At 36.9% G+C, this 23,401-nt stretch carries 19 protein-coding genes; 2 read left to right on the plus strand and 17 right to left on the minus strand.

Annotation, left to right across the window (positions count from 1 at the left end; translation table 11 throughout):
* Positions 1 to 89: 89 nt before the first annotated feature.
* The 11 genes from JUI58_RS18290 to JUI58_RS18340 all read right to left on the minus strand — a co-directional run bounded on the left by JUI58_RS18290 (position 90) and on the right by JUI58_RS18340 (position 11,937).
* Complete coding sequence (locus tag JUI58_RS18290) at positions 90 to 1,295, minus strand: IscS subfamily cysteine desulfurase (protein ID WP_204105246.1); 1,206 nt, start codon at positions 1,293 to 1,295, stop codon at positions 90 to 92.
* A 187-nt stretch (positions 1,296 to 1,482) separates the two neighbouring features.
* Positions 1,483 to 2,709 carry a glycosyltransferase gene (locus JUI58_RS18295; RefSeq protein ID WP_204105247.1) on the minus strand — a complete coding sequence of 409 codons (1,227 nt, stop codon included), beginning with the start codon at positions 2,707 to 2,709 and terminating at the stop codon, positions 1,483 to 1,485.
* Positions 2,710 to 2,743: 34 nt separating this feature from the next.
* Positions 2,744 to 4,861, minus strand: coding sequence for a hypothetical protein (locus tag JUI58_RS18300; protein ID WP_204105248.1), 2,118 nt, complete (start codon positions 4,859 to 4,861; stop codon positions 2,744 to 2,746).
* A 258-nt stretch (positions 4,862 to 5,119) separates the two neighbouring features.
* The gene (locus JUI58_RS18305) at positions 5,120 to 5,824 is read right to left on the minus strand and encodes a glycosyltransferase family 2 protein (protein ID WP_204105249.1); all 705 of its coding nucleotides are present in this window, start codon (positions 5,822 to 5,824) and stop codon (positions 5,120 to 5,122) included.
* The gene (locus JUI58_RS18310) at positions 5,821 to 6,540 is read right to left on the minus strand and encodes a TVP38/TMEM64 family protein (RefSeq protein WP_204105250.1); all 720 of its coding nucleotides are present in this window, start codon (positions 6,538 to 6,540) and stop codon (positions 5,821 to 5,823) included. Before JUI58_RS18310 ends, JUI58_RS18305 begins: the two co-directional genes overlap by 4 nt.
* A 1-nt stretch (position 6,541) precedes the next feature.
* On the minus strand, positions 6,542 to 7,279 hold the full coding sequence (locus JUI58_RS18315) for an ABC transporter ATP-binding protein (protein WP_204105251.1): 738 nt from the start codon (positions 7,277 to 7,279) through the stop codon (positions 6,542 to 6,544).
* Between the two features lie 2 nt (positions 7,280 to 7,281).
* A complete protein-coding gene (locus JUI58_RS18320; RefSeq protein ID WP_204105252.1) occupies positions 7,282 to 8,088 on the minus strand; it encodes an ABC transporter permease in 807 nt (268 codons plus the stop codon).
* A gap of 55 nt (positions 8,089 to 8,143) precedes the next feature.
* Positions 8,144 to 9,313, minus strand: a complete 1,170-nt coding sequence (locus JUI58_RS18325) for a DegT/DnrJ/EryC1/StrS family aminotransferase (protein WP_204105253.1) — start codon at positions 9,311 to 9,313, stop codon at positions 8,144 to 8,146.
* Between the two features lie 49 nt (positions 9,314 to 9,362).
* A complete protein-coding gene (locus JUI58_RS18330; protein ID WP_204105254.1) occupies positions 9,363 to 9,956 on the minus strand; it encodes an SIS domain-containing protein in 594 nt (197 codons plus the stop codon).
* A 34-nt stretch (positions 9,957 to 9,990) separates the two neighbouring features.
* Entirely contained in the window at positions 9,991 to 10,995 is a 1,005-nt protein-coding gene (locus tag JUI58_RS18335) for a hypothetical protein (RefSeq protein WP_204105255.1), read from the minus strand.
* Between the two features lie 9 nt (positions 10,996 to 11,004).
* Positions 11,005 to 11,937, minus strand: coding sequence for an NAD(P)-dependent oxidoreductase (locus JUI58_RS18340; protein WP_204105256.1), 933 nt, complete (start codon positions 11,935 to 11,937; stop codon positions 11,005 to 11,007).
* A 400-nt stretch (positions 11,938 to 12,337) separates the two neighbouring features.
* Between JUI58_RS18340 and JUI58_RS18345 the strand changes: the two genes are divergently transcribed.
* Entirely contained in the window at positions 12,338 to 13,882 is a 1,545-nt protein-coding gene (locus JUI58_RS18345) for a bifunctional glycosyltransferase/class I SAM-dependent methyltransferase (RefSeq protein ID WP_204105257.1), read from the plus strand.
* Positions 13,883 to 13,972: 90 nt separating this feature from the next.
* On the plus strand, positions 13,973 to 15,517 hold the full coding sequence (locus JUI58_RS18350) for a radical SAM protein (protein WP_204105258.1): 1,545 nt from the start codon (positions 13,973 to 13,975) through the stop codon (positions 15,515 to 15,517).
* Between the two features lie 25 nt (positions 15,518 to 15,542).
* Here the strand turns inward: JUI58_RS18350 and JUI58_RS18355 are convergent, their stop codons facing one another.
* The 6 genes from JUI58_RS18355 to JUI58_RS18380 form a co-directional block, all read right to left on the minus strand.
* On the minus strand, positions 15,543 to 17,924 hold the full coding sequence (locus JUI58_RS18355; protein WP_204105259.1) for a hypothetical protein: 2,382 nt from the start codon (positions 17,922 to 17,924) through the stop codon (positions 15,543 to 15,545).
* A gap of 102 nt (positions 17,925 to 18,026) precedes the next feature.
* Complete coding sequence (locus tag JUI58_RS18360; RefSeq protein ID WP_204105260.1) at positions 18,027 to 18,965, minus strand: GDP-L-fucose synthase; 939 nt, start codon at positions 18,963 to 18,965, stop codon at positions 18,027 to 18,029.
* Between the two features lie 9 nt (positions 18,966 to 18,974).
* Entirely contained in the window at positions 18,975 to 19,511 is a 537-nt protein-coding gene (locus JUI58_RS18365) for a hypothetical protein (RefSeq protein ID WP_204105261.1), read from the minus strand.
* A gap of 70 nt (positions 19,512 to 19,581) precedes the next feature.
* On the minus strand, positions 19,582 to 20,226 hold the full coding sequence (locus tag JUI58_RS18370) for a thiamine pyrophosphate-dependent enzyme (protein WP_204105262.1): 645 nt from the start codon (positions 20,224 to 20,226) through the stop codon (positions 19,582 to 19,584).
* On the minus strand, positions 20,219 to 21,748 hold the full coding sequence (locus JUI58_RS18375; protein ID WP_204105263.1) for a B12-binding domain-containing radical SAM protein: 1,530 nt from the start codon (positions 21,746 to 21,748) through the stop codon (positions 20,219 to 20,221). Before JUI58_RS18375 ends, JUI58_RS18370 begins: the two co-directional genes overlap by 8 nt.
* A 40-nt stretch (positions 21,749 to 21,788) precedes the next feature.
* Positions 21,789 to 23,282 carry a hypothetical protein gene (locus tag JUI58_RS18380; protein ID WP_204105264.1) on the minus strand — a complete coding sequence of 498 codons (1,494 nt, stop codon included), beginning with the start codon at positions 23,280 to 23,282 and terminating at the stop codon, positions 21,789 to 21,791.
* Positions 23,283 to 23,401: the final 119 nt, after the last annotated feature.

Raw genomic sequence — 23,401 nt, forward strand, 5'->3', positions numbered from 1 at the left:
ATGGAAGTATTGTAACGCAAGACGGGTTAAAACCCGTTGCGTTCGATGTCCATTGATTAAAATCAATGGCTAACCCTCACTCTCTAGCTTTAGGTTTGTTTTCTGTTGCTCTTCTTTTTGGAGACTGTTGTAGCGGTGGATTGGGCTTGACGTAAGGCGCGAATTGTGGTTAGGGTCGCTTCGGCAACGCGATCGATTTCTGCTTCGGTATTAAAGCGTCCGATGCCAAAGCGCAGGGAGGCATAAGCAAGGGTTTCCGATCGCCCCAAGGCAGTCAGGACATGGGAGGGGGCGTTTTTCGTGCTGGTGCAGGCGGAACCGGAGGAGACGGCTGTAACGTTTTGTAAACCTAAGAGTAATGCGGAGCCATCTACTCCTTCGACACTAATATTAAGATTTCCAAACAAACGGCGATCGCGGTGTCCGTTGAGGTGAATGCCGTCGAGTTGGCTGAGTTTTTCCCAGAGGCGATCGCGCAATTTCCCGGTGCGTTGTCCTTCGCTTTCCATTTCTGCCAGTCCCAATTCTACGGCTTTAGCAAAACCGACAATTTGAGGGGGATAGAGGGTTCCCGATCGCAGTCCCTTTTCTTGTCCTCCTCCTTGAATTTGCGAGGCGAGTTTCACCCTCGGATCGCGCCGACGGACGTATAATGCGCCGATTCCCTTGGGTCCGTAGACTTTATGTGCCGTTAGGGACATCAGATCGATGTTCATTGCGTTGACATCGAGGGGAATTTTGGCGATCGCTTGGGCGGCATCACTATGAAATAAAACTTCATGTTTACGACAAATTTGGCCAATTTCTGCTAAGGGTTGCAATACACCAATTTCATTATTGGCTGCCATCACCGATACTAAAATTGTGTCGGGACGAATTGCTTTTTCTAGTGTTTCTAAATTGAGCAAACCATCTTTTTCTACAGTTAGAAAAGTAATTTCAAATCCGAGGGATTGGAGATAAAGACAAGGATCGAGGACGGCGCGATGTTCGCTTTCTAGGGTAATAATATGTCGTCCTTGGGTGTAATATGCCTCTGCAACTCCTTTAATGGCTAAATTATTGGCTTCTGTGGCACCACTGGTAAAAATAATCTCTTCTGGGGTTCCCTTAATGCTGTTGGCGATCGCTTCTCTGGCTTGTTTTACGGCGGCTTCGGCTTCCCAACCATAGGCATGATTAATACTGGAAGGATTGCCAAATCGCTCGGTAAAATAGGGTAGCATGGCTTCAACAACTCGCTCATCAACGGGAGTTGTGGCGTGGCAATCAAGGTAAATGGGACGATGAACCATAAAAATTCTAGTTTTGCATTATGAGTCCATTTTATACTAATTTGTAAGCTGGCTGTATTCAGAAATTATTCGAGAATTTATTGGCGATCGAAGGATTGCCTTAATGCACCTAGCGATCGCAGCGTACTATTCTTATTGTTGTTTTGTACTTTATTGCCTTGGCTGAATCTTCTTTACACCTCATTCCTTAAAGGCTCGATCTATCTGTTTGATGGATTATTCTTCGATAAACCATTTTTACGAGAGTAAAAAATGTCCGAGTCAGATGATAGATATGATGACTGTTGAAACTAAAAATCTTGAACTGTTTGAGTAAATTCATTGCCAATCCAAGGTTATTTCTTTGTATCATTTTAATTGCCATTAAAGCTGCAAAGAAAACCTCTAAAAATCGAAAATAGTCGCTGCGAACAATTTCTTTCTTTCGCACAAATAATTTGTTTCCCAAAATTTCCATTTCCAGATCGAGAAATACTTGCTCCAATGACTTCAAAGACAAGACATCGCGATTCACTTTTTCATACGCTGTCTTTGCCATTTCTTCTCGAATGGTATCATGAGTTAGATAGAATCTAGCTTTTGCTAACAACTCTTCAAGATCGCAAAAACAATCAATTTCTCGTCCGATAGAAAAACACTTTTCGAGATGGGAAACCCATTCTGTTAAACAAAATGAACCCGAAGCACAGATTTCAAAGGGACGACCTTTCAATTGATGAATGTGTTGTCTCCAAGGTTCTAACTGAGCGATTGAATCTGGAATACTAGAGCCAGTAAAATTTAAGCATATTTTTGAGTTGGCAAAAATTTCTCTCATCTTCTGTCTAGAAATAAAACCATTTTTCGAGCCGCGACCAAATATTTCAACGCGAAAACCTGCTTCTTTTAAAGTATTTAGGTATTGGTGACGATTAGATTTACGACAATCTCCAACAAAAGCAATATCTATTTTTTTGTCTTGAATAGTCGGTAAAATAGTCAGATCGATGGTTGGAGCAGGGAAAAAAAAAGTAGGAATATCTAATTGTTCAAATATTCCCCGTCCATAAAAATCAGTGGTGATAATAGCATGGGCGGATTGTGCTTGATAAAAAGTTTGTGATGTGCTATATATTTCATCATCAAAACTCCAGATAATTAGGGCAATTTTTTCCGATATTTTCTTTAAAAATTCGGGAGTTAATGCCATAGAATAATGGTAGAATGAAGCAATGACTAAACTGGACTCGCGATCGAGACTTGAGATATGATTGATAATCTGGCTATACATCTCATCAATGCCTAATTCTATCAATTGCTCTGTATGGTCAAATAAAGTCACTTGATAGTTTAACTGTTTTAGTGCTTGGGAATAAGAGATAAAGAGATAGTTTTGGCGATCGGGAATCAGCCATAAAATTTGACGAATTTTCATAATAAAATTTCCTTTAACTTAGCTCCTCGAATTTTCACTGGTTATCAATCATCAGTTTAACTTCCTCAATCGAATCACCAATCAGTAAACGTTTGTAATCTTTCTTCTTAACTCTCTCAAGAGTGAATTCTCCATCTTCTTGAAGAATACCATAGAAGCGATCGTTAACTTCTATAATATTGAATTGCTTATAACCTTCAGTCACTAGCTGAATTTGATTGCTAGAGTCTCTAGAATTATTTATTGTTTCCACTTCTTTATCGATCGCTGCTTTCACTTGCTCAATTGAATTACCAATCAGTAAATGCCTGTATTCTTCCCTCTCAATTTTCTCAAGATTGAATGCTCCTTCCGCTTGAGCAAGACCATAGAAGAGACTATTAGCTTTAATTATATTAAATTTCTTATAACCATCAACAACTAACTCAATTTTCTGAACTGCACTAACCATTTCAGGCAATAAATCTTGCTCTACTTTGCTTGCACATCGATAAGAGATATGGATAGTGTTTGTATAAATGCTTCTAAACATTAATTTTTTTTCTAATTGATACTCATCTTGAAAGTCTGGAGTTATTACTAAGTCTTTGTATCGATTATTTAACAATCTCCGAAAGGGATCGAGATAGTATGTTGTAAAACTTATTTCAAAAGCGATCGGCTTGGAAAACAAATTTTCTAAGTCTTTGGTTTTCCAGAGAAAGGATTTGTAAGGATTCGGATGTTCCAGTCTTATCAAATAAATATTATTGTCGATTAGTAAATTTTGAAGTTGTTTTCGATTTTTTATAACCTCACTTGGAGGCACACCAAAAAAAGAATTATATCTTAGATCGCCTAAACTAATAGATTGATTTCCCTGTAAATGAAATATCATATCTACTATTAATGGAGAATTAGATAAATATATACTGCGATCGCCGATTGCGTTTTTACATTGACCTGATAAAGATTGTTGAATTTCTTCACTTTCAATAAGCCTATCTAAAGAGTTGTAACCTGAAAAGGCATTGGCAACGCTCATTGCATTGTCTAAAAATGATAAAATACAGAGGAAAACTACTACTCTCATCAACCAATGTAATAGCTTTTTGTAAATATTTTTTTTCTTGAGAGTTATTTGATATATAGCTAAAATTGAATTTCCAGTTATTACTGAAATGATAAGAATAATTTGTGTTGCAAGATAACCTAGCTGTGTAGTATTGAAGTAAACACTAAAGAGTGACAATAAAGTTGCAAACAACCAGATAGCAATGAGCAAACTATATCTCATTGCAAAAAATATTCCCAAAAAAGATATATATGAGAAGATAAAAAGTAATTTTATCGATCGATCATCAGAAAACAAAACAAGTATATAAGCAATTATTAATGCTAAAGAAATGATTGAGATTGCTTGTTTTTGTAGGTTGCGAATTGAAAATAATTTTAATTGTTTCTCTGAATTTAGTCCGATCATTGTAAGAATCAATATTAATAGTGAGCCAATAACTAGGCCGGGAGAAATAGTTGAAAGAATATCTAGGAATAAAGATTCTCTAGGACTCAAAGCAGATAGATGATCGTGTAATGCCCCCATTTCAAAAATCGAGATTAAAGAAGGATTTCTGAAAATCAAAAAATTTACAAAAAATGAAGGAAAAATCGATTGAAAACAAGCGATCGACATTAAAATCACAAAAATCCAGTTAAATTTATTCCGATAGAGATGGGTATTATAAAATCCTAGGGTTTTAAAAAAATAGATTAAACAATAATGAAAAAGAATGACAAATGAAATTAATCCAGTTGCTTCTTTAAACATTGGACTAAGTAACAAAACTAACAAAAGAAAAACAAAATTTTTCTGGCTGCCATTTAAGTATTTCAGATACAAGAAAAGACTGAGACACATTAGCCCTGGAACAAGAGATTGCGGCCCAAATAATACCCAATTTGCTGATATTTCCTGTGGAAATAAAATAAAAGAAGAACTGGTAATCAAACCAATGTATCCACCAAACAAATAATCTGCCAGTAGAAATACAAGGAATCCAGACAAACCAAAAAGCAATAAATTAATTGCAGCACAGACAGAAAGCCCAAAATATTGATAAATGAGAGACTGTAAGAGTTGGTATTCGTAAGCAATAGGTCTATATGCCTTCATCTGCTCTGCTCTCGGTCTAAACCAATAGTCAATAGCACTGTTAATATGACCTAAGTACTTAGAACTTCTTTGGCCGAGCAATACTGAAGTATCATCATAATGTAGTTCAAAGTTAATCCGTGTAATATAGAGAAGAGATGTTAAACCTAGTATTACACTGATAACGATCAAGAATTTTGTGCGTCTTTTACCCAAATTGAAGATATTCATCTCTACAATATTTCTCAAACAAAATAAAACTTTTATAAGAGTCTATTTCTACTTCCAAAAAAATAATTCTCGAATAAATTGGAAGTAATAAGCAGCACCCCATCGCAGAATTTGTAATTTACGCTCCCCACCAATACGAGGAGGTTCATCACCGGAGATTTCTGTTACTTTTAACTTCCGTTTTGCCGCTCTAACAGAAAGGAGTGGCTCCCAACTAATTTTGGTTTGGAAAAGGTTTTCTGGCAAATTGTAACTTTCATCTTTATCAAGGTCTAATTCTTTAATGAGCTTCGTTTTATAAGCTCTATATAAAACCATCGCGTCGGTATAATGTCCTCCGTGAAGAATATTTACCGTCTTTGTAAAAAGCCAATTGCCAAAAGCTGTTATGATATCGTCATCTTCACTTTTAGCATCATCTAAATAGCGCGAAACAATAACCATATCATAACCTTCGCGCATTTTTTCGATCAGATTGGGAATTAGTTCTGGTATCGAGTTACCGTCAGGGCTAAAAGTAATCAGAATATCCCCTTCAATATAAGGTAAAACTTCGCAGTAAGCATTGCGAATACCTCTTTTTTTTTGAACGTGGACAAAATAACCCTGCTCTTTAGCATACTCGATTGTACCGTCTGTAGAGCCTCCATCAAGTACGATGATGCGATCGCACCAATTTTTTTCGATCCGAGGCATAATTGCTTTCATCCCCTCAATTTCATTCCAAGCCAATACTAACAAAGTGATTTTCATTTTTTAATGTTGTTGTTTCTACTGTCCTTAAATTTATCCCACTCAATACCAAACCAATGTTTAATTACCAAGCGGAGGATCGTCAGTCCTGAAAAGACCCCCGAGCAGATTAAAATATTGCGTAGTAGTGCATATCCTCCTGTATCTAAAGTAAAACCTCCAACAGACTGACCGAGAGAAGCCATTAAAGTTGAGGGAGGAATCAAAAAAATAGCAGTTGCCCAGAAATATTGTGTTAAAGAAATTCTGGTAATACCAAAGAAATAATTGAGTGGCCCAAAGGAAAAAATAGGGTTAATTCGGGTAAAAGCTACAGATTTCCATCCCTGTTTCTCAATTTGTCGATGCAGCCACAACCATGCTGGATGTTGAAAGCGTTGGTTAAAGTAATCTCTTGCAATATAGCGGGCAATGGCAAAAGAAGCAAGAGCGCCTAAACTCGCTCCGATCAGCGAAAATAATGTTCCCCAAAAAACACCCCACAGAAAGCCAGATCCCACATTTAGGGGTAATGTCGGGATGAGAGCTACGGTTAATAAAATATATATCAGTATGAAAATAGCAGGGGCGCTTCTGGGATAGCTTTCTGTTAGTTCTTGTAATAGAGATGGAGCGATCGCGTCTTGCTTCCTCAGCCAGTAAAGACTGACGATTAAGACACAGACACCAAGACCCAAAAACCAGCGTTTGTATTGCTTAAACTGCGTCTTTTTCATTTTAAGAAACTGAATCTAGATAATTTTTAATCATTTGGTTTGGTTTACCAATACCTATAATTTTTCCTCGATCTAACCAGATCGCTTGCGTACAGGAATCTCGAATAAAATCAAGATCGTGAGAGACTAATAAGATAGTAATGTTTGTTGAGTTCCAAAGTAGATCGATTCGTTTCTTTGATTTCTCCTGAAAACTAGCATCGCCAACAGACAGGACTTCATCTAATATGAGTATATCGGGATGAACGTCGGTTGCAATGGCAAATCCAAGTCTAGCAGCCATTCCCGATGATAGACTTTTAACAGGTGCGTGCTTATAATCATTTAGCTCGGCAAACTCTAAAATATCTTCAGTTTTGTCTCGCATATATTTCCTAGAAAAACCCAGAAATACGCCATACATTAAAATATTATCAATGACTGATAAATCTGGGTTAAAGCCTGCACCTAACTCAATTAGGGGGGCAATACTCCCTCTTGTTCTAACTGTACCGGAAGAAGGGTTTAAAATCCCTGTAATTACTTTAAGTAAAGTTGATTTTCCTGAACCGTTTGCCCCAATAATTCCCAATTTATCCCCTTCATTGAGCTTAAAACTGATTTCATGTAAAACTTTCCTTTTGACTGGATGCTTATATTTACCTTCGATAATTGAAAATAAGGTTTGTTTGAGGGTATAAGAGAACTCTTCTTTCGTTCTTCTAAAAAGCGATACATTTTCAAGTCTGACAGATTCCATTTTTAAATTAAATCCATGTAATGGGGTTTTAAGATTTGAAAAAATAGCCAACCAATTATTAAAACAATGCTACCTGTGAGTACAGATTGAAAAATCAAAAACAGATCTGGAAATTGAGCGGAGAGAACAATCTGACGAATGCTTTCAATAATCGATGATAAAGGATTGAGTTTGAGAATAGGTTGAATGTTTTGCGGTACGATATCGGCAGGATAAAAGACTGGTGTACTTATCCACATCAAGAAAGAAATTATTTCGTAAAAATAGTGAAGATCTCTAAAGAAAACGTATAAGGCACTCATGATATAACCAATTCCCAAACAAAGCATTGCTAATCCAATTATTGGAAATAATAACGCGATCGCATTGAGAAGACTTTTGGAAATAATCAAGGTGACAATAACAAGAAATGGTAAAGCACCGATGCAAAACTGTACGAGATGAGAGAAAATCATAGCGAGAGGGAAAGCTGCTGCGGGAAGTTTTAGTTTATTAAGCAAAGTTCCATTGATTGTAAGACTTAACAATGCTTGAGATGTTGAGGTGGTAAAGAAATGGATAATAACCAATCCTGTGAATGCAGCTAACATATAACGAAGAATTGAACCGTTATAATATTTGATAAAAGCCTCTCCAAAAATTGCGGTATATACACCAGTCATAATTGCAGGATTCAGAAGAGACCAATAAATCCCGAGAAAAGAGCCTCGATAGCGAATTTTGAGATTAAATTCAACTAAAGTGCGTACAACCTCAAAATATCTCTGAAAACTTTCTTCGCGATATATTTTCTCCTGAAATATTTCCATCTTTTTAAGTTAGTTTTTGAATAAATAATCGATCTTTTTAGGAATCCTGCGATCGCTAGACTGAATTAATCAAATTACAGAGGCGATCAATTTCATTATCTTGTAAATCGGGAAAATTCCCAAGATAAAACCCATAAAAGTGAATGTGTTCAACTTCCGGGAAATCATTGATATTGTAGTTAGGAAATATTTTTTGTAAATAGGGTTGACGTAATTGATTTCCTCCTCCAGAACTCCCACGACGAAACTCAATCTGAGCATCTTTCATTTTTTCCATTAGACGAAGTGAAAAATCGCGATCGCCTTCTTTCAAGATTAAGTTAAAAGCATAGTTACTACATCCTTCTAGTTTAAAGTCAGTGCGGTACTTATTGCGATCGATCTGCTCTAAAAAGCGCTTTAAATTGCGATTGCGACGGATGATATTTGCATCTAATCGTTTCAGTTGATTGCGACCTAAAATTCCACCTAGTTCTGTATTGCGAACATTATAGGCTGGAAATGCAAAAATAAAATCGGGATTGAGATCGGGATAATTTTTCTGATATTCTTGTTTGAGATCGAAACTGCTGGCTTCTCTAACCATTCCATGAGAGCGTAACATTCGCAGTTGTTGATAAACGGTCTCATCGTTTGTACAAATCATCCCTCCTTCAATGGTACTCATGTGGTGAGCGTAATAAAAAGAAAAATTAGAGATCCAGCCAAAATTTCCTAATTTTTTATCATGATGAGTTGCACCGTGAGACTCGCAAACATCCTCAATTAAAACAATTTTGCGACGGTCTAACTCTTCTAAGAGTTCGTCGGTTAAGGCATCAAAACCTTGTACGTGGGTTAAAAAAACTGCTCGCGTATTTTTGTTTAATTGAGCAATAACTTGCTGGCAATTCATGCCTAAAGTATGGCGATCGATATCGACGACAACGGGTGTAAAGCCATTTTGCAGTACCGAGGTAAAATCAGATACCCAGGTTAGTGGTGGAACGATAACTTCTCCTCCTGAAGGATAGCGCAGTTTTAAAGCAGCCATCGTTAAGAGGTTGGCTGAAGATCCTGAGTTAACAAATATACTATACTTGACTCCTAACCATTCCGACCACTCTTCCTCAAAGGCTCTAACATTGGTGGACTGAGTTAAGATCGGATCTTCTTGTTTGAGAAAGGCAATCAGGGCATCTAAATCTTCTCGGAGAATATTGTTTCGCATTAAGGGAAAAGTCATATCAGGCAAACCAAAAATGAATAGAAAAATGAATAGAATCAGAAGATATTTAATTAGACATGGCAATCTGTGGCAGTTGACATAAACGCACCTCAACCTCTTCACAAATATAGTGATATAACAAAAGATGTAATTCTTGGATTCTCGGGGTAATTGTAGAAGGTGTGTCAATTAGTACATCACAATATTGAGCCATTTTTCCACCACTTTTTCCGGTGAGACCGAGGGTTTTCATTCCCAATTCTCGAGCGGTTTTGAGGGCAAGTACAACATTTTGAGAGTTACCACTGGTGGATATTCCCCAACAAATTCCTCCTAGCTGACCGTGGGCCTCAACTTGACGGGAAAAAACTGACTCGCATTCATAATCATTGGTCCATGCTGTTAAAACCGATACATTCGCATTTAAACAAATAACGTTACAAGCCTTTCTGGGCTTTAAAAATATTCCCACCAGTTCGCCGGAAATATGCAGTGCATCCGCAGCAGAGCCACCATTGCCACAAATCAAAATAGGTAATTGACAAGATAGAGTCGAATAAAGTAGGGCGATCGCCTCTTCAATTACACCTCGTTTATCGAGATCGATTAGTTGAGAAACCAGAACTTGATGTTCTCGAAGTCTACGACCGAAATTGCTCATAGCTAATTAGTTAGCCAAATATTTGGCTAATTATTTACATTTTGGTAGATAAACCTGAAAAAATCACTTGTGAACCCATCCAATCAATTTTAAAGGGTGGCCAAACTTTAATTTGGGGAAGAGCTTGACGAATTTTTTCATGTTTTTCGGGGGGAGCAAGAAAGAAGAAAAATCCGCCTCCTCCTGCTCCCATTAATTTACCACCAAAGGCTCCCGATCGCAACGCAATTTGATAAAGATCGTCCATCCAAACGGCTGAAATTCCTTCAGCTAAACGACGCTTGAACTGCCAACTTTTGTCGAGCAATTGTCCGATCGCCTCCAAGGACTCTTGGTGAGAAAAAAGTTGCAGAGATTCTCTTGCAAGAGCATGAATAGAACTAAGTTCTTCTGTTTTTTTTCCTTGTTTTATGTTCTCTAATTTAGCGTGGGCATATTGTTCTGCGATGCGATTGATACCACTAAAACCTAATAAAATATGCGATTCTAAATACTTTAAATAATCGGGAGATAGTAACAAATCGCGTATTGTCCATTCTTCCCCCGCTTTCATTTCAATCACTTGTAAACCACCGTGAGCAGCCATAATTTGATCTTGAATGCCAACAGATTCTTTTAATAGAACTTGTTCAACTTCGATCGCTTCTAATGACAATTGTGTGGCAGAAGACGTGCGATTTTGTAGAGCATGAAGGGCATGAAGGAGACCGACAGTAAAGGAGGAACTGGAACCAATCCCCGATCGAGCGGGTAAATCTCCATCATGGTGAATTTCTAAACCTTGAGAAATTTTTAAATATTCCAGACAACCGCGAATGGAAGGATGGGTAATCTCTTGGTTTTTGGCAACATTTTCAATCTGGGAGTAAACAATACGGCTGTGATGCTCAAAAAATGGGGGCAGGTAACGAACAGTGAGGTAACAATAATGTGCCATTCCTAAAGCAATCACCAATCCGCCATGTTCTTGAAACCAAGGATTATAATCCGTGCCTCCTCCAAATAAAGACAGTCGATAGGGGGTGCGGGTAATAATCATGGGATACTTTTAAAGATTAGAAAACTGATTTCTTCTGATAATTTGGTAGCCTTTGACGAGTTCCTGAATGCCGCGATCGAGGGAAACTTGGGTTTTAAATCCTGTTGCTTCCATGCGCTCGTTACTAACAATATAGTTGCGGCGATCGGGGTCTTTGCCAATTTCGGAGAGAATAAAACGAAATTCCCGAACATGGCACTGGATCACTTCACAGAGTTCTTGTTTACTCAGATTAGCCTCAGACAGTCCAACATTAAAGGGTTTGCCTTTCATTGTCGAATAGTTCTTGATCGCATGAATAAAAGCCCCCGCAGCATCTCGTACATGGAGATAATTGCGTTTAAAATGTGCCTCAAAAAGAACCACGGTGCGATCGACGACGGCACGATAGGTAAAATCATTCACAAGCAAATCTAACCGCATCCGAGGACTAATGCCAAATACTGTGGCAAAACGGAAGGTCACGCAATCTCTTCGGTCTAACAGATAGCGATCAAGATCGACTTTGAGCCGTCCGTAAAGAGAAACTGGACGCATGGGAGTATTTTCATCACAAAAGATGCCTTCTTCTCCCACACCATAGCCACTATTGGTACAGGGAAAAATGAGCATTTGTTCGGGGGATTTACACTCAGCAATAAAGCGCACTGCATCGTAATTAATCTGTTTTGCTCCCACGGGATCGCGATCGCACAGGGGCGCTCCTGTTAAACAAGCTAAGGGTAGAATAACATCACATTGAGAGATGAGTTTTTTAATTAAATCGCGATCGCGCACATCTCCTCGGATAATTTCGAGATTGCGATCGTAACAACAATCCAGCAACGAAGTTTGACCGTACATAAAGTTATCGAGAACGGTCACTTTATAGCCTTTTTGTAATAGCATCGGCACTAAAACCGAGCCAATATAACCCGCACCACCCGTAACCAAAATTTTCATGTTTTTGTTTGTGTAAAATTAAGCAATTGACTCTTTAATGACCAAGGTTACATACATTTGATCCCGATCATAACTAGCAACTCCTAGATTGGGAATATTCAATTGCCGATCTTTTGTTTGTAACAAATTTATCCAAAGATGCGATCGTAGTCAAACTATAACCTTATACCACCACCGAAACAATCTCTTCGCTAATTTCAGCAAGGCTTGTCCTATTCTTCTCTTTACTGCTTTTTTCTTTTTTGGGTTTTGGTGGGTTACAAGAGAGGGGTTTTGAGCTATTTTGAGAGTTGAGTCCTAGACTTTATTGAGAATTTTCTGTTCTAGGTGTTTGATTAGTTCTTTGGCGTTCACAGGAGGCCTGTTCCCATAAACTAATATAACAATTGGAGAAAAACTAATGACTTTGCAAGTGAAAAAAAATAAAAGAAAACGTCAATCTATTCTCAATATACCTGCCGATAATCAAGCCGATAATCAAGCTGATAATCAAGGAAAAAAAATAGGTATTTTGATTGTTGCTTATAATGCAGTAGACACCCTGGCAAAAGTGTTTAAGCGAATCCCTCAAAATGTTTGGAACAATGTGAAAGAAGTCGTTGTTTTTGACGATGCAAGTCAAGATAATACCTATGAACTGGCTAGTGATTATAAAACTACTATGAAAATAAAACATTTAAAGGTTTTTAAAAATCCGAAAAATTTAGGCTACGGGGGAAACCAAAAATTAGGCTATCAATATCTAATCGATCAAGAATTTGATGTTGTTGTGCTTTTACATGGTGATGGTCAATATGCGCCAGAAATTTTATCTCATCTTTATCATCCCATTATTACAGGTGAAGCTGATGCTGTCTTTGGGTCAAGAATGATGCCTAATTATGGGGGAGCAATTAAGGGAGGAATGCCTTTATACAAATTTATTGGCAATAAAATATTAACAACTTTTGAAAACTGGTCATTAGGTATGAATTTAACTGAATTTCATAATGGTTATCGTGCCTATAATCTTAAAGCACTCAAGCAAATTGATATGTCTGCCATGACCAATGATTTTCATTTTGATACTGAAATTATTATCAAACTTCATCATCAAAACTTTTCTATTAAAGAAGTGCCAATTCCCACCTACTATGGGAATGAAATTTGCTACGTTAATGGATTAAAGTATGCCAAAGATGTCTTTCAATCTGTAAGACGATACAAAAAAACTATCCATTCCATTAAAAACTATCCAGAGTATAAAGAATATTATATTCACTATCCGATCAAAAAAAGTAAATATTCAAGTCATGACTTTTTTGTAAAACTTGTAGGAAGCAACTCTAATGTATTAGACATTGGCTGTGGTGAAGGATTTTTCGCTTCTCTAATTTCTAAAAACAATAATAAGGTCACAGGAATAGATTTAATTAACGATCCCGATATTAAAAATAAATTTCAGAGGTTTATTCAAGCAGATCTTGAAAATGGACTAGAAGATGCGGTACTTCAATTAAAAGGTGAGAAATTTGATAAAGTTTTACTCTTAGATATTCTAGAGCATCTTCGATTTCCAGAAATTTTACTCAGAGATTGTCACTCAGTCTTGGATAAACATGGTCAACTTTTAGTTTCAGTTCCTAACATTGCGAATATTACAATTCGCTTATCTCTATTGATAGGGAGTTGGAACTATACCGAACGAGGCATTTTAGATAAAACTCATTATCGTTTCTATACACGCCACACTGCCCGTCATCTTTTAGAAACTAATGGATACAAAGTCGTTAAAGAAATGATGAGTGTAATGCCTATTGAACTTGTGCTAGGCCTATCAGCTAATAACCCTTTAATGGTTATAATGAATCGACTATTAGCTGTATTAACTAAATTCATGCCTGGATTATTGGGATATCAATGTATCATGGTTGCTCTCCCTAAACACGATCATTTAAGCAAATAAAAAATCATTTTTTCTTAACGTCAATTTTGATAACATGATGGGACGATGAGATCAAAGTTTACTAAAAACCGATTCCCAAATTACTCTCCCATGTCTCATATAACCTTAGTTCGTCCTCCTGCTTTAATATCTCGTCATTCTGGTACTGGTTCCTTGACCCCCCCCATTGGACTTGCTTATCTTGCGTCCAGTTTAATCGAAGCCGGGCATTTGGTGACTACAATAGATGCACTTGGCGAAGCTCCGTTCCAAAGAACATCTCTATTTGATAATGAAATAGTGGCAACAGGTCTGTTAAAAGACGAAATTGTAGAACGAGTTCCCCCCCATACCGATTTAATCGGAGTCAGTTGTATGTTTTCTCAGGATTGGCCTTACATTCGACAACTGATTGAGTCCTTAAAAGAGAGATTTCCGCAAGTTCCCATACTGACCGGAGGAGAGCATATTACTGCCCTGCCCGAATTCACTCTAGAAAACTGTTCGGCTGTAGAATACTGTGTCTTAGGAGAAGGAGAAGAAACCTTAGTAGAAGTTGTCGATCGCTTGGCAAATCTATCCACCATGAAAGAAGTGAACGGTTTGGTTCTAAGACAGGATGGAAAAATTTTGCGAACTCCTCCAAGGGGAAGAATAAAAGCAATTGATGACATTCCACTACCTGCTTGGCATCTCCTGCCTCTGGAAACTTATTTGAACAATAATCTGAGTTCTGGCATTAACCGGGGACGCAGTATGTCAATGATTGCGACAAGAGGTTGCCCTCATCGCTGTACCTTTTGTTCCAATCCCACTATGTGGACAACGAAATGGATTCCACGTCAACCCGAATTAGTTTTAGATGAAATCGAACTATATCTCAAAAAATACAATGTTACTAATGTGGACTTCTATGACCTCACGGCCATCGTGCAAAAAAAATGGGTTGTTAAATTCTGCCAACTCATTAAGGAACGCAATCTTCATTTCACTTGGCAATTACCCAGTGGAACTCGCACAGAAGCAATTGATAAAGAAGTCTGTCAACTCCTCTACGAAACGGGGTGTTACAATTTAACCTTTGCTCCTGAAACGGGTTCGAGTAAAACATTGAAAGAAATCAAAAAAGGGGTCAGAATTGACCGAATGTTAAATTCTATGAAGGCAGCCATTGAAAGCGGCTTGATTACTAAATTTAACATTGTTATTGGCTTTCCCAACGAAACCCGTTACGACGTTTGGCAAACCATCTGGTTTTTAGTCAAAATAGCTTGGAGTGGTGTTTATGATGTATCAATTTCTGTTTTTACCCCATACCCCGGATCGGAATTGTTCCAAGAACTTAGGGAAGAGAATAAAATTCCTGAAATTTCTGATGATTATTTTTTAAGTTTACACTCTTTAGTCGATCCGACTCGAACGGTTTCTTGGTGCAAAAAAATCTCGACCGAGGAACTTCACCTTCTTCGCATTTTAGCACACTTAATATTCTTTGGTACTCAATATATTCTTCGCCCTTGGCGATTTGTGCACCTGTTATCTAATTTGATTTCTAAGCATGAAGACTCTCGACTAGATAAATGTTTACAGGACTATGTTCGACGCAACTTTCCTAAGATGTACCCGGAAAAAGTCCAGGAAGATACGGCTTTTTGAGGGATTACATCTCAATAGTTAGCCTTTAGGAACGTTCAAATGTGAAAATATTTAGAAATGTCAACATAATCAAACAGCAGGAAACTAAGAAAAGGACAATGGTAAGAAAAACTCGCACTTTCCTAAGATGTTTAAAATGGAAAGAAACATGATTGACACCCATTTTTAAATTCGTCAGTTTTATTCCTTTAAAAGCATAATTTGCCATAAAAATATTGGCAGGTTTTTCATTTACAAAAGCCTGCCAACTGGGATGAAAGGCATCAGCGTATATAAGCCATAGAGGTGTTGTAGGCTCTTTTTTTAGCTCAATATCGAGTTCTAATGAATTCAAGGAAAAATCAACAATCTTAACGTTAAGCAAATCATTTTGTAGATCTTCAACAGAATTAATATCCTCTAAAAATTCTCTTGGTTTGTTGTTACCATATTCATTAACAATAATGGCATTGGGATTGTCTAATTTTTGTAAAATTGTGGTGACATCATCATTATTAAACTCTTGTCTCAAGTTTTCAGAAGGAATACCAAACCTGATTTTAGAGGCAGTACATCCAATAGTGTTGTAAAACAAAGAATCATCATAAGTTGGAAAAATTGTTCCATAATGACCCTGGCGATTTTCAGGTAACTTTCCTGTTTGTTTTTGTTGAAAAGAAAGTCTTAGTTTCATAAAATCATCAACAAATGTAGTCCAAAAATCTTGTCGATATATAGGAATGCAGGGGTCAGCATCAGCAAAAGTATATATAAGTCCATAACGTGCAAATTCGGGTTTACTCGCTACAATATCGCGAAATACTGATAACGAACGACTATTTTTTAATTGATTTATGGTTTCAAATCTTTTCATTTGGAGGTCGTAATTTTTAACAACAAAAGATTTTACACTGTCAGGTGAATAACTATCACTGAAAATTAGATATGATAAATGCCAAGAAAATATATCGAGCAAATAAAGTATTAAGAAACTATAAATTAAAATTGACTTTATCTTTCTGCTACTTCTATGAAAAAAATACACATTAACAACAAGAAATAACAGCAGCAAAGCTATTGCAAATCCGTTCAAAAAGTAGGGATTTAGCGCATGATGTGGAAAGTTTAAAAAGAGTGGATTATCCTCAAATAAAAAGTAGAGCGAAGATATGAAGACAATAATGATCGAACAAGTTATAAGGGTTTTTTGGTTCTTTTTTCTTCTTTTAGTTGACAAACTCTCGAAGAAATGATCGATTCCTAATGATGCACAGAGTAAAAGAAATATTTTTGCTATGGGTCCAAGAAGTCCAATATGGCGATAATAGCTCAAAAGTGGAAGATGATAAATTATTGGGGCTATGAGACCTTGACGGCCTAAGCCAACAGCTAGTATTGCAAGTAAACATATCAAAGAACTATAAAATATTGTATTTCTGACAAAAAGAACTGAGTATATCAAAAATACGATGGGGATCAACCCTACATAAATCACTGCTTCTGAGAAGCCTATGCCCCATATAAACTCTAAATATCTGAGTATAGAAGTGCTTCCTCCATAGGTTAAAAATACGCTGAGTGGAGCTTTCCTAGTGTTAGGATCTCGATCTATGGATGTTAAGACACTAAAGTTAAGGGCTTCCGAAGCAATAAATAAATAGCACAAAGCAATAAGAATAAAGATAATACTAAATAAAATAAACCAAGGATTTAGTAATCTTTTTAATTGTTTTTTTAAGAATGCTACGTTTGGTTTGAGGTGTTTTAAGAATACTATGCTTAGTTTTAGATAGTTTCTTGTTAAGAAAATAATCAAAAAGAAAAGAAGAGGTATGTAAATTAAAATAGGAGCGAAAAAGGCAGCATTGCCGAATAGAGATAAAAGACTGATTAATCCTGTCAGACCAAGGTACAAAAAATTAAAATTGTCTAAAAATTTTAAAATCAGAAAAAATACTAAAGGGAAAAAACTAAATAGTTTAAAATTAAAGAAAGGTTGTATATACAAAAAAGAACTCAAAAGAATTCCAGCACACATAAATATAATTGAAATTTTCTGATGCAACACTTTTTTAGCTAACAAATAAGACCCTGTCAGGAGTTGAAGTTGTTCGAGGTAAACAGAAAATAAAAAGAGATAATACGTATTTTTAATGTGAAATACTTTACCTAAAAAGAAAGCAAAATACTGAAATGGTGAAAGGCATGTTAGTAAATAGTAATCGCTGGGTAAACCATAAAAATTATAGGGTAGCCATCCGGGTAGCTCTCCATACAACAAAAAATCTCTATAAAAAACATGAAATGATTGTAATGTAAAAAGACTGTCATGTAGGGGAATAGTTGAAGAAAGCCAATAAACTATATTCAAACAAATAAGAATTACGTTTAATCCAAGAAATGTATAATTAATTTTAAGTTTTAACATTACGCAAAAAATGGCTAGATGGGGGACTAGGGGAGGTTATGATTTTTGAAAATGAATTTGGAATAGAAATCAAGAGTTTTAGTGTCTAGAGCGATCGCATGACTATTCCTTCAAAATCCTACCATCTAAACACCATCGATAAACCTTTTTAATTCCTTCCGCGAGGGAAGTTTGAGCAGACCAAGCCAGCTTTTCTATTTGGGAGTTATCCAATCGTTTTAGGGGCATTCCATCTGGTTTATCCGTATCAAACACCAAACGACCCTCAAAACCCACAATCTCTTTGATTATTTCTGCTAGTTCTGCGATACTCACTTCCTCTCCACTGCCAATATTAATCAGTTGAGAGGAATTATGGTTATGATCCAACAAAAAAATTAAGGCATCTGCTAGATCGTCGCTCAATAAAAACTCCCGTTTCGGTTTGCCTGTTCCCCAAATAATAACTTTCTTTGCGTCGTTTATTTTCGCCTCGTGAAAGCGACGAATCATCCCCGGAATGACGTGACTATCTTGGGGATGAAAGTTATCGTTAATGCCGTACAAATTCGCAGGAATTACAGTGATATAATTCGTCCCGTATTGCTGATTATATGCCAAGCACATTGCCCAACCGGAAAGTTTAGCGATCGCATAGGGCAAATTAGTTTCTTCTAACACACCCGTTAGTAAGGAATTTTCTGACATGGGTTGAGGACAATGTTTGGGATACATACAAGAACTCCCTAAAAAAATAAGAGATTTAATTCCTGCTTTCATCGCTTGATGAATTAAATTATTTTGAATCGTTAAATTTTGGTGAATAAATTCTCCTGAATAGGTTTGATTGGCTGAGATTCCTCCCACTCGACCGGCTGCAATAATAACGCGATCGGGTTGTTCTCGTTGTAGAAATTGCCCCACGCTTTCTGAGTTCATTAAATCTAGTTCAGCACGAGTTCGCGTAATTATAGAATAATTTGTATCTCCTATTGTACGCCTTAATAGTGCAGAACCAACAAGTCCAGTATGACCAGCTATATATAAAGTTTTTGGTTTCATTAGCTTGTCTTACTTTTCATGATAAAAATCACCATATTCAACCACAATTGTACTTTTTCCATCTTCGCGTTTGAGGGCAAATTCATAGGCAGGAAAAATATCTTTGGGTTCTTCTAAGCGAATGACTTCAATGGTTGTACAACAGCGAGAAATTGCCTCGGTAAAATCCCCAATATGTTGATATTGGGGATGTAGAGGGCGTTCTGAACCAATGCCAGTGCGAATAATGGCTTTAGTTTGGAATCTTCCATTTGACATTATTGGAATTTTATCTAAATGATTAACCAATTGATTGATAGCACAAAGAAGAAAGTTCCATCTAGGAAATATACTAACCGGAATTAGGCCCGTTAAAGCCATTCCTATGGTCATTCCCATTTGCATTTCTTCCGCTACGGGTAATTCAATTCTTTTATCTAAAGGAACTTCTTTTAAAGTATTAGTCATCGCAGTTCCTTTGACCGCGACTGCTTGACCGATGAAAACAACTCTGGGGTCTTCAGCCAAGAAATTCATCGATCGCTTGAGTTCATCAAAATACTTCATCTAGCAAGTCCTTTCTGTTACAAAGATTGATAAAATTCTAGATTTGCGCGTTGTAGGCAATATCTCTACATTAAAATTCAACACGAATACCTGCCCCAGCATGAGGATATTTGGTTTCATATCGATAATAGGTAATGTACTCATCCTCTTGATTTTCAAACTCTTCAAAACTTAAACGCGGCTGATTCCAAACTTCTCGGGTATCTGTACAAACAGATTTTTCATTGTCTTCAACAATAAAATGTATTGGTAATTTGTGATTACGACTGTATTTAATCGACTCATAAGCAATGCCTGTTTCTGCGGTCATTTCCCCCATAAAACAGTAAACTTTACTTTGTTCACCTCTCATTTTAATGGACATAGCCGTACCGACAGAAATCGGTAAAACACCCCCAACAATTGCCGAGGAAAAAATTCGATATTCTGGAAAACAAAGGGAAATCGATCGCCCGTCCAAAATTTCTTGGCGCAATTGTTCGCGAGGTACTCCTTTTAATAAACATTGGTAATGACTGCGCCAAGAACAAAATACCCAATCTTGGGGGCGAATCTTCTGAAAAATTTTAATAATCTGTTCTTCATTTCCATAATATAAATGAATGGGCGCACGAATCTTAGCTAAGTTGAAAAGATTGGCAATTTCTTCCTCAAAGGCAATCAAGTCTTCCTTTGTTAATAGATTGGGTTTGGGGTAGGCGATCGCATCAGTCACCGAGAATCCTCCTTTTTAATTTAATCGAAGCCATATCTTCAATATTTTTACGTTCTTGTTCTCCAAATTTAGCAGCAATAAGAGATAAATACTTTTCATTTGTAAAGTAAGTTTGCCAAGCATTATCTCGAAATTTTAACACTTCTGCCGCACTCAGATATTTAGTTCGCAAAGGAAAAGACTCATAGCTTAAAAAAGCATATCCTTCGTAAGAATCGGGCAATTCCCAACCCTTTTGTTTAGCAATATGATACATGGGACTGCCTGGAAGTGCTTGGCAAGGGTAGATATTAGCCATCTCAGTGTTTAACTCGAGGGCTAAATCGAGAGTTTGCTGCATTGTCTCCAAGTTATCATCGGGAAAACCAAAAATATAATTGCTGATGATGTTAATATCATGGGATTGGATTGTTTGGCAAACTTCGCGAATGTTAATTTCCTGAAAACTCCCTTTAGAGACTTCCTGTCGCACCATTTGATTCCCTGCTTCTATTCCTAAAGCTAACCAGCCGATCCCGGCTTTTTTGAAGTCATCCAAGGCGCGATCGCGCACGGTATCTACCCTAGAATAAGCCCACATCCTCAAATCCAAATCGCGATCGATCAACCCTTGAATTAACGGTTCATAATAGCGTCGATCCAAAAAGAACATCTCATCAGAAATGCGAATGGTACTGACTCCTAAACCTGCCAGCTTTTCAAACTCTTTGAGAATAAACTCCGAACTCCAAAAACGCATTCCTTTGGAGTGAGAAGCATTAATATTATCATTATTATCGACGCGATTGATAATATTAATCATGCAGAAATCGCAAGCAAAGCGACATCCTAGAGACGTATACAATGCAGCAAAAGGAGTGCGCTTATTATGGTCAAATTCTGCGTGCCAAAAATGAGCGCGATAGAGATCCAGGGGCTTTTTTTGATAAGGAAGAAGATCCCAAGCATAACCCGGTAAATCAATATCCATTCGTTCTTGAGGAACAACTCTTTCGGGAGGATTGAGAATTAGATAACCGTCTTGCTTATAACCAATTCCCTTAACTTTATGGAGAGAATTTTTCAGATCGGTTCTTAGGAGATTTTGCAAAGCATAAACTCCTTCATTTAAGAGGACAAAATCAACGAAGGGTAAAGAAAGAATTTCCTTGGGCAAAGCACTGATATGAGAGCCGACAAAACAAATAGGATAATCTGGCTCATTTTGCTTTAATTCTATGGCTAATTCACTAGCTCCAATTGTATTCGTCGTTCCCGAGTTTGGGTTCTGTCCGTAGATAACAAAACAAACCAAACGGGGATTAGCTTCTTTAATCCGAAGAATAGCGCGATCGCAGGTTAAACGTTCCGCATCGCAATCGAGAATTGCAACTTTAAAACCATTAGAACGGCAAGCCTGTGCTAATAATAACGCCCAGGTTGGCGGTTCGATCGCAGAATATGTTTTCGCCAAATCTTGATAGGCTTTTGCAGAAGAATTGGGATTAACGAATAAAACATCAAGGCATTTATTTGCTTGCATGGCGATATGTAGAAACTCAATAGATCAAAGGAGTTTATATTTAGCGATCGAATAGAACTGCGATAAGTTGACTGATATAATTTTCTATCGTTGACTGAATTTTACTTTTCCCCGGATCTATTTGAGAATTTTTATACTCTGTAATTTGACGATGAATATCTGCTTGCGAATTCGCTACAAACAAAATTGAGTAGTCTTTTTGTTCAATGCGATCGAGGCTAAATTTTCCTTCTTCTTGAGGGATAGCATAATATTTCTTATCCACTTTCACAATATTAAAGCCTTGATACTGTTTTTTAATCAATTGAATTTTATAAGTATTCAGTTGAAAATGTTCATTGAATGCTATGATTTGACGGCACACATCCGCTTCATTCTCTGCCATAAAGAAAACAGAATGATCTTTTCTTTCAATGCGATCGAGGCTAAATTTTCCTTCGCATTGAGGAATGGCATAATATTCCTTATCAACTTTCACAATATTAAAGCCTTTATAGCCTTCCAAAACTAACTGAATATTTTGAGAAACTGTCGGCTTTATTTTTGCTTGTTCCAACCCTTGACTTAGATATTCTACATAAACTTTAATTTGTTCTTTCCTCACGGCATTACTAGCTTTTGCGCCTTCAACTAAATTTTCTGTTTTATAGGATATGAATTGTTTATAAGATTCTGATGATTCCGATAAAATTGGTAGATAACTATCCATGATACTCTGGCTGTATTGCGAAAAATTGACGGGGATGAAGCCTTGCGTATACGATCTATATGTGCGGATAGGACTGCTGTAAGGCCACCTAAACTTTTGCGGAATATATAACTCGTGGGTAAATTTTTCTGGCGGTAGATTCGTGCTATTCTCAACATATTCAATAGTTAGATTGGGATGAATTTTATTGAGATTTGACAGCACTGCTTGACGAAATTTGGTTAGCTTCCCTGAAAAAAATAGTTTCGGCGAACTCTCTATCTCTCTATCTAAGAATTTTCCCTCTTCAAATAATGGTTCTATGGCAAAAGCAGGAACTTTATAAAAATCGCTATAGGGTGTTACCAAATCTTTTGATGGTCCGATTATAGCTGTGAAAAATGAAGCGTTTTTTTCAAACTCCTCAGATCTATTGGCTAAATAGTAAAGCTCATCAATTTTTACATCAAAGAATTTGGAAAGAATTTTTTTGAGCGGACGATTGGTTAATATGCTTCTGCGTTTTTTAGATAATTTTCGTAAGAAACGAGAGATGAGAAAATCACGATGTTGAAATGTATTAAAGTATAAAACTCCCTTAAAAAAATGCACCCACTCGCTGGCAATAAATATAATAACCACTCCAGCAGAAGAGAGAATTTCGATCTCGTCGCGTTCGTTAGAAAAATTGCCGTCAATAATATAGTTATGGGAATCTGCTCGATAGGTATCTCCAATCATGACCGATTCATAAATAGAGTTTAGCAACTCGAGCAGATAGTCCATATAATCATCTATCCCTCTATGTCTTCCTTGGGATAAAACAATATTTGCACGCTTTAACATTGTTGAAATGGTAAATTTTGATAAATTGGCTTCGATCAGGACTTTCTCTATCCTAGTAATCATTGAATGCGATCAGAAAGTAACGCCATTCTACAATAATCTGTCTATCCCGATCTAGT

The sequence above is a fragment of the Spirulina sp. CCY15215 genome (genome assembly GCF_016888125.1).
Lineage (GTDB): Bacteria > Cyanobacteriota > Cyanobacteriia > Cyanobacteriales > Spirulinaceae > CCY15215.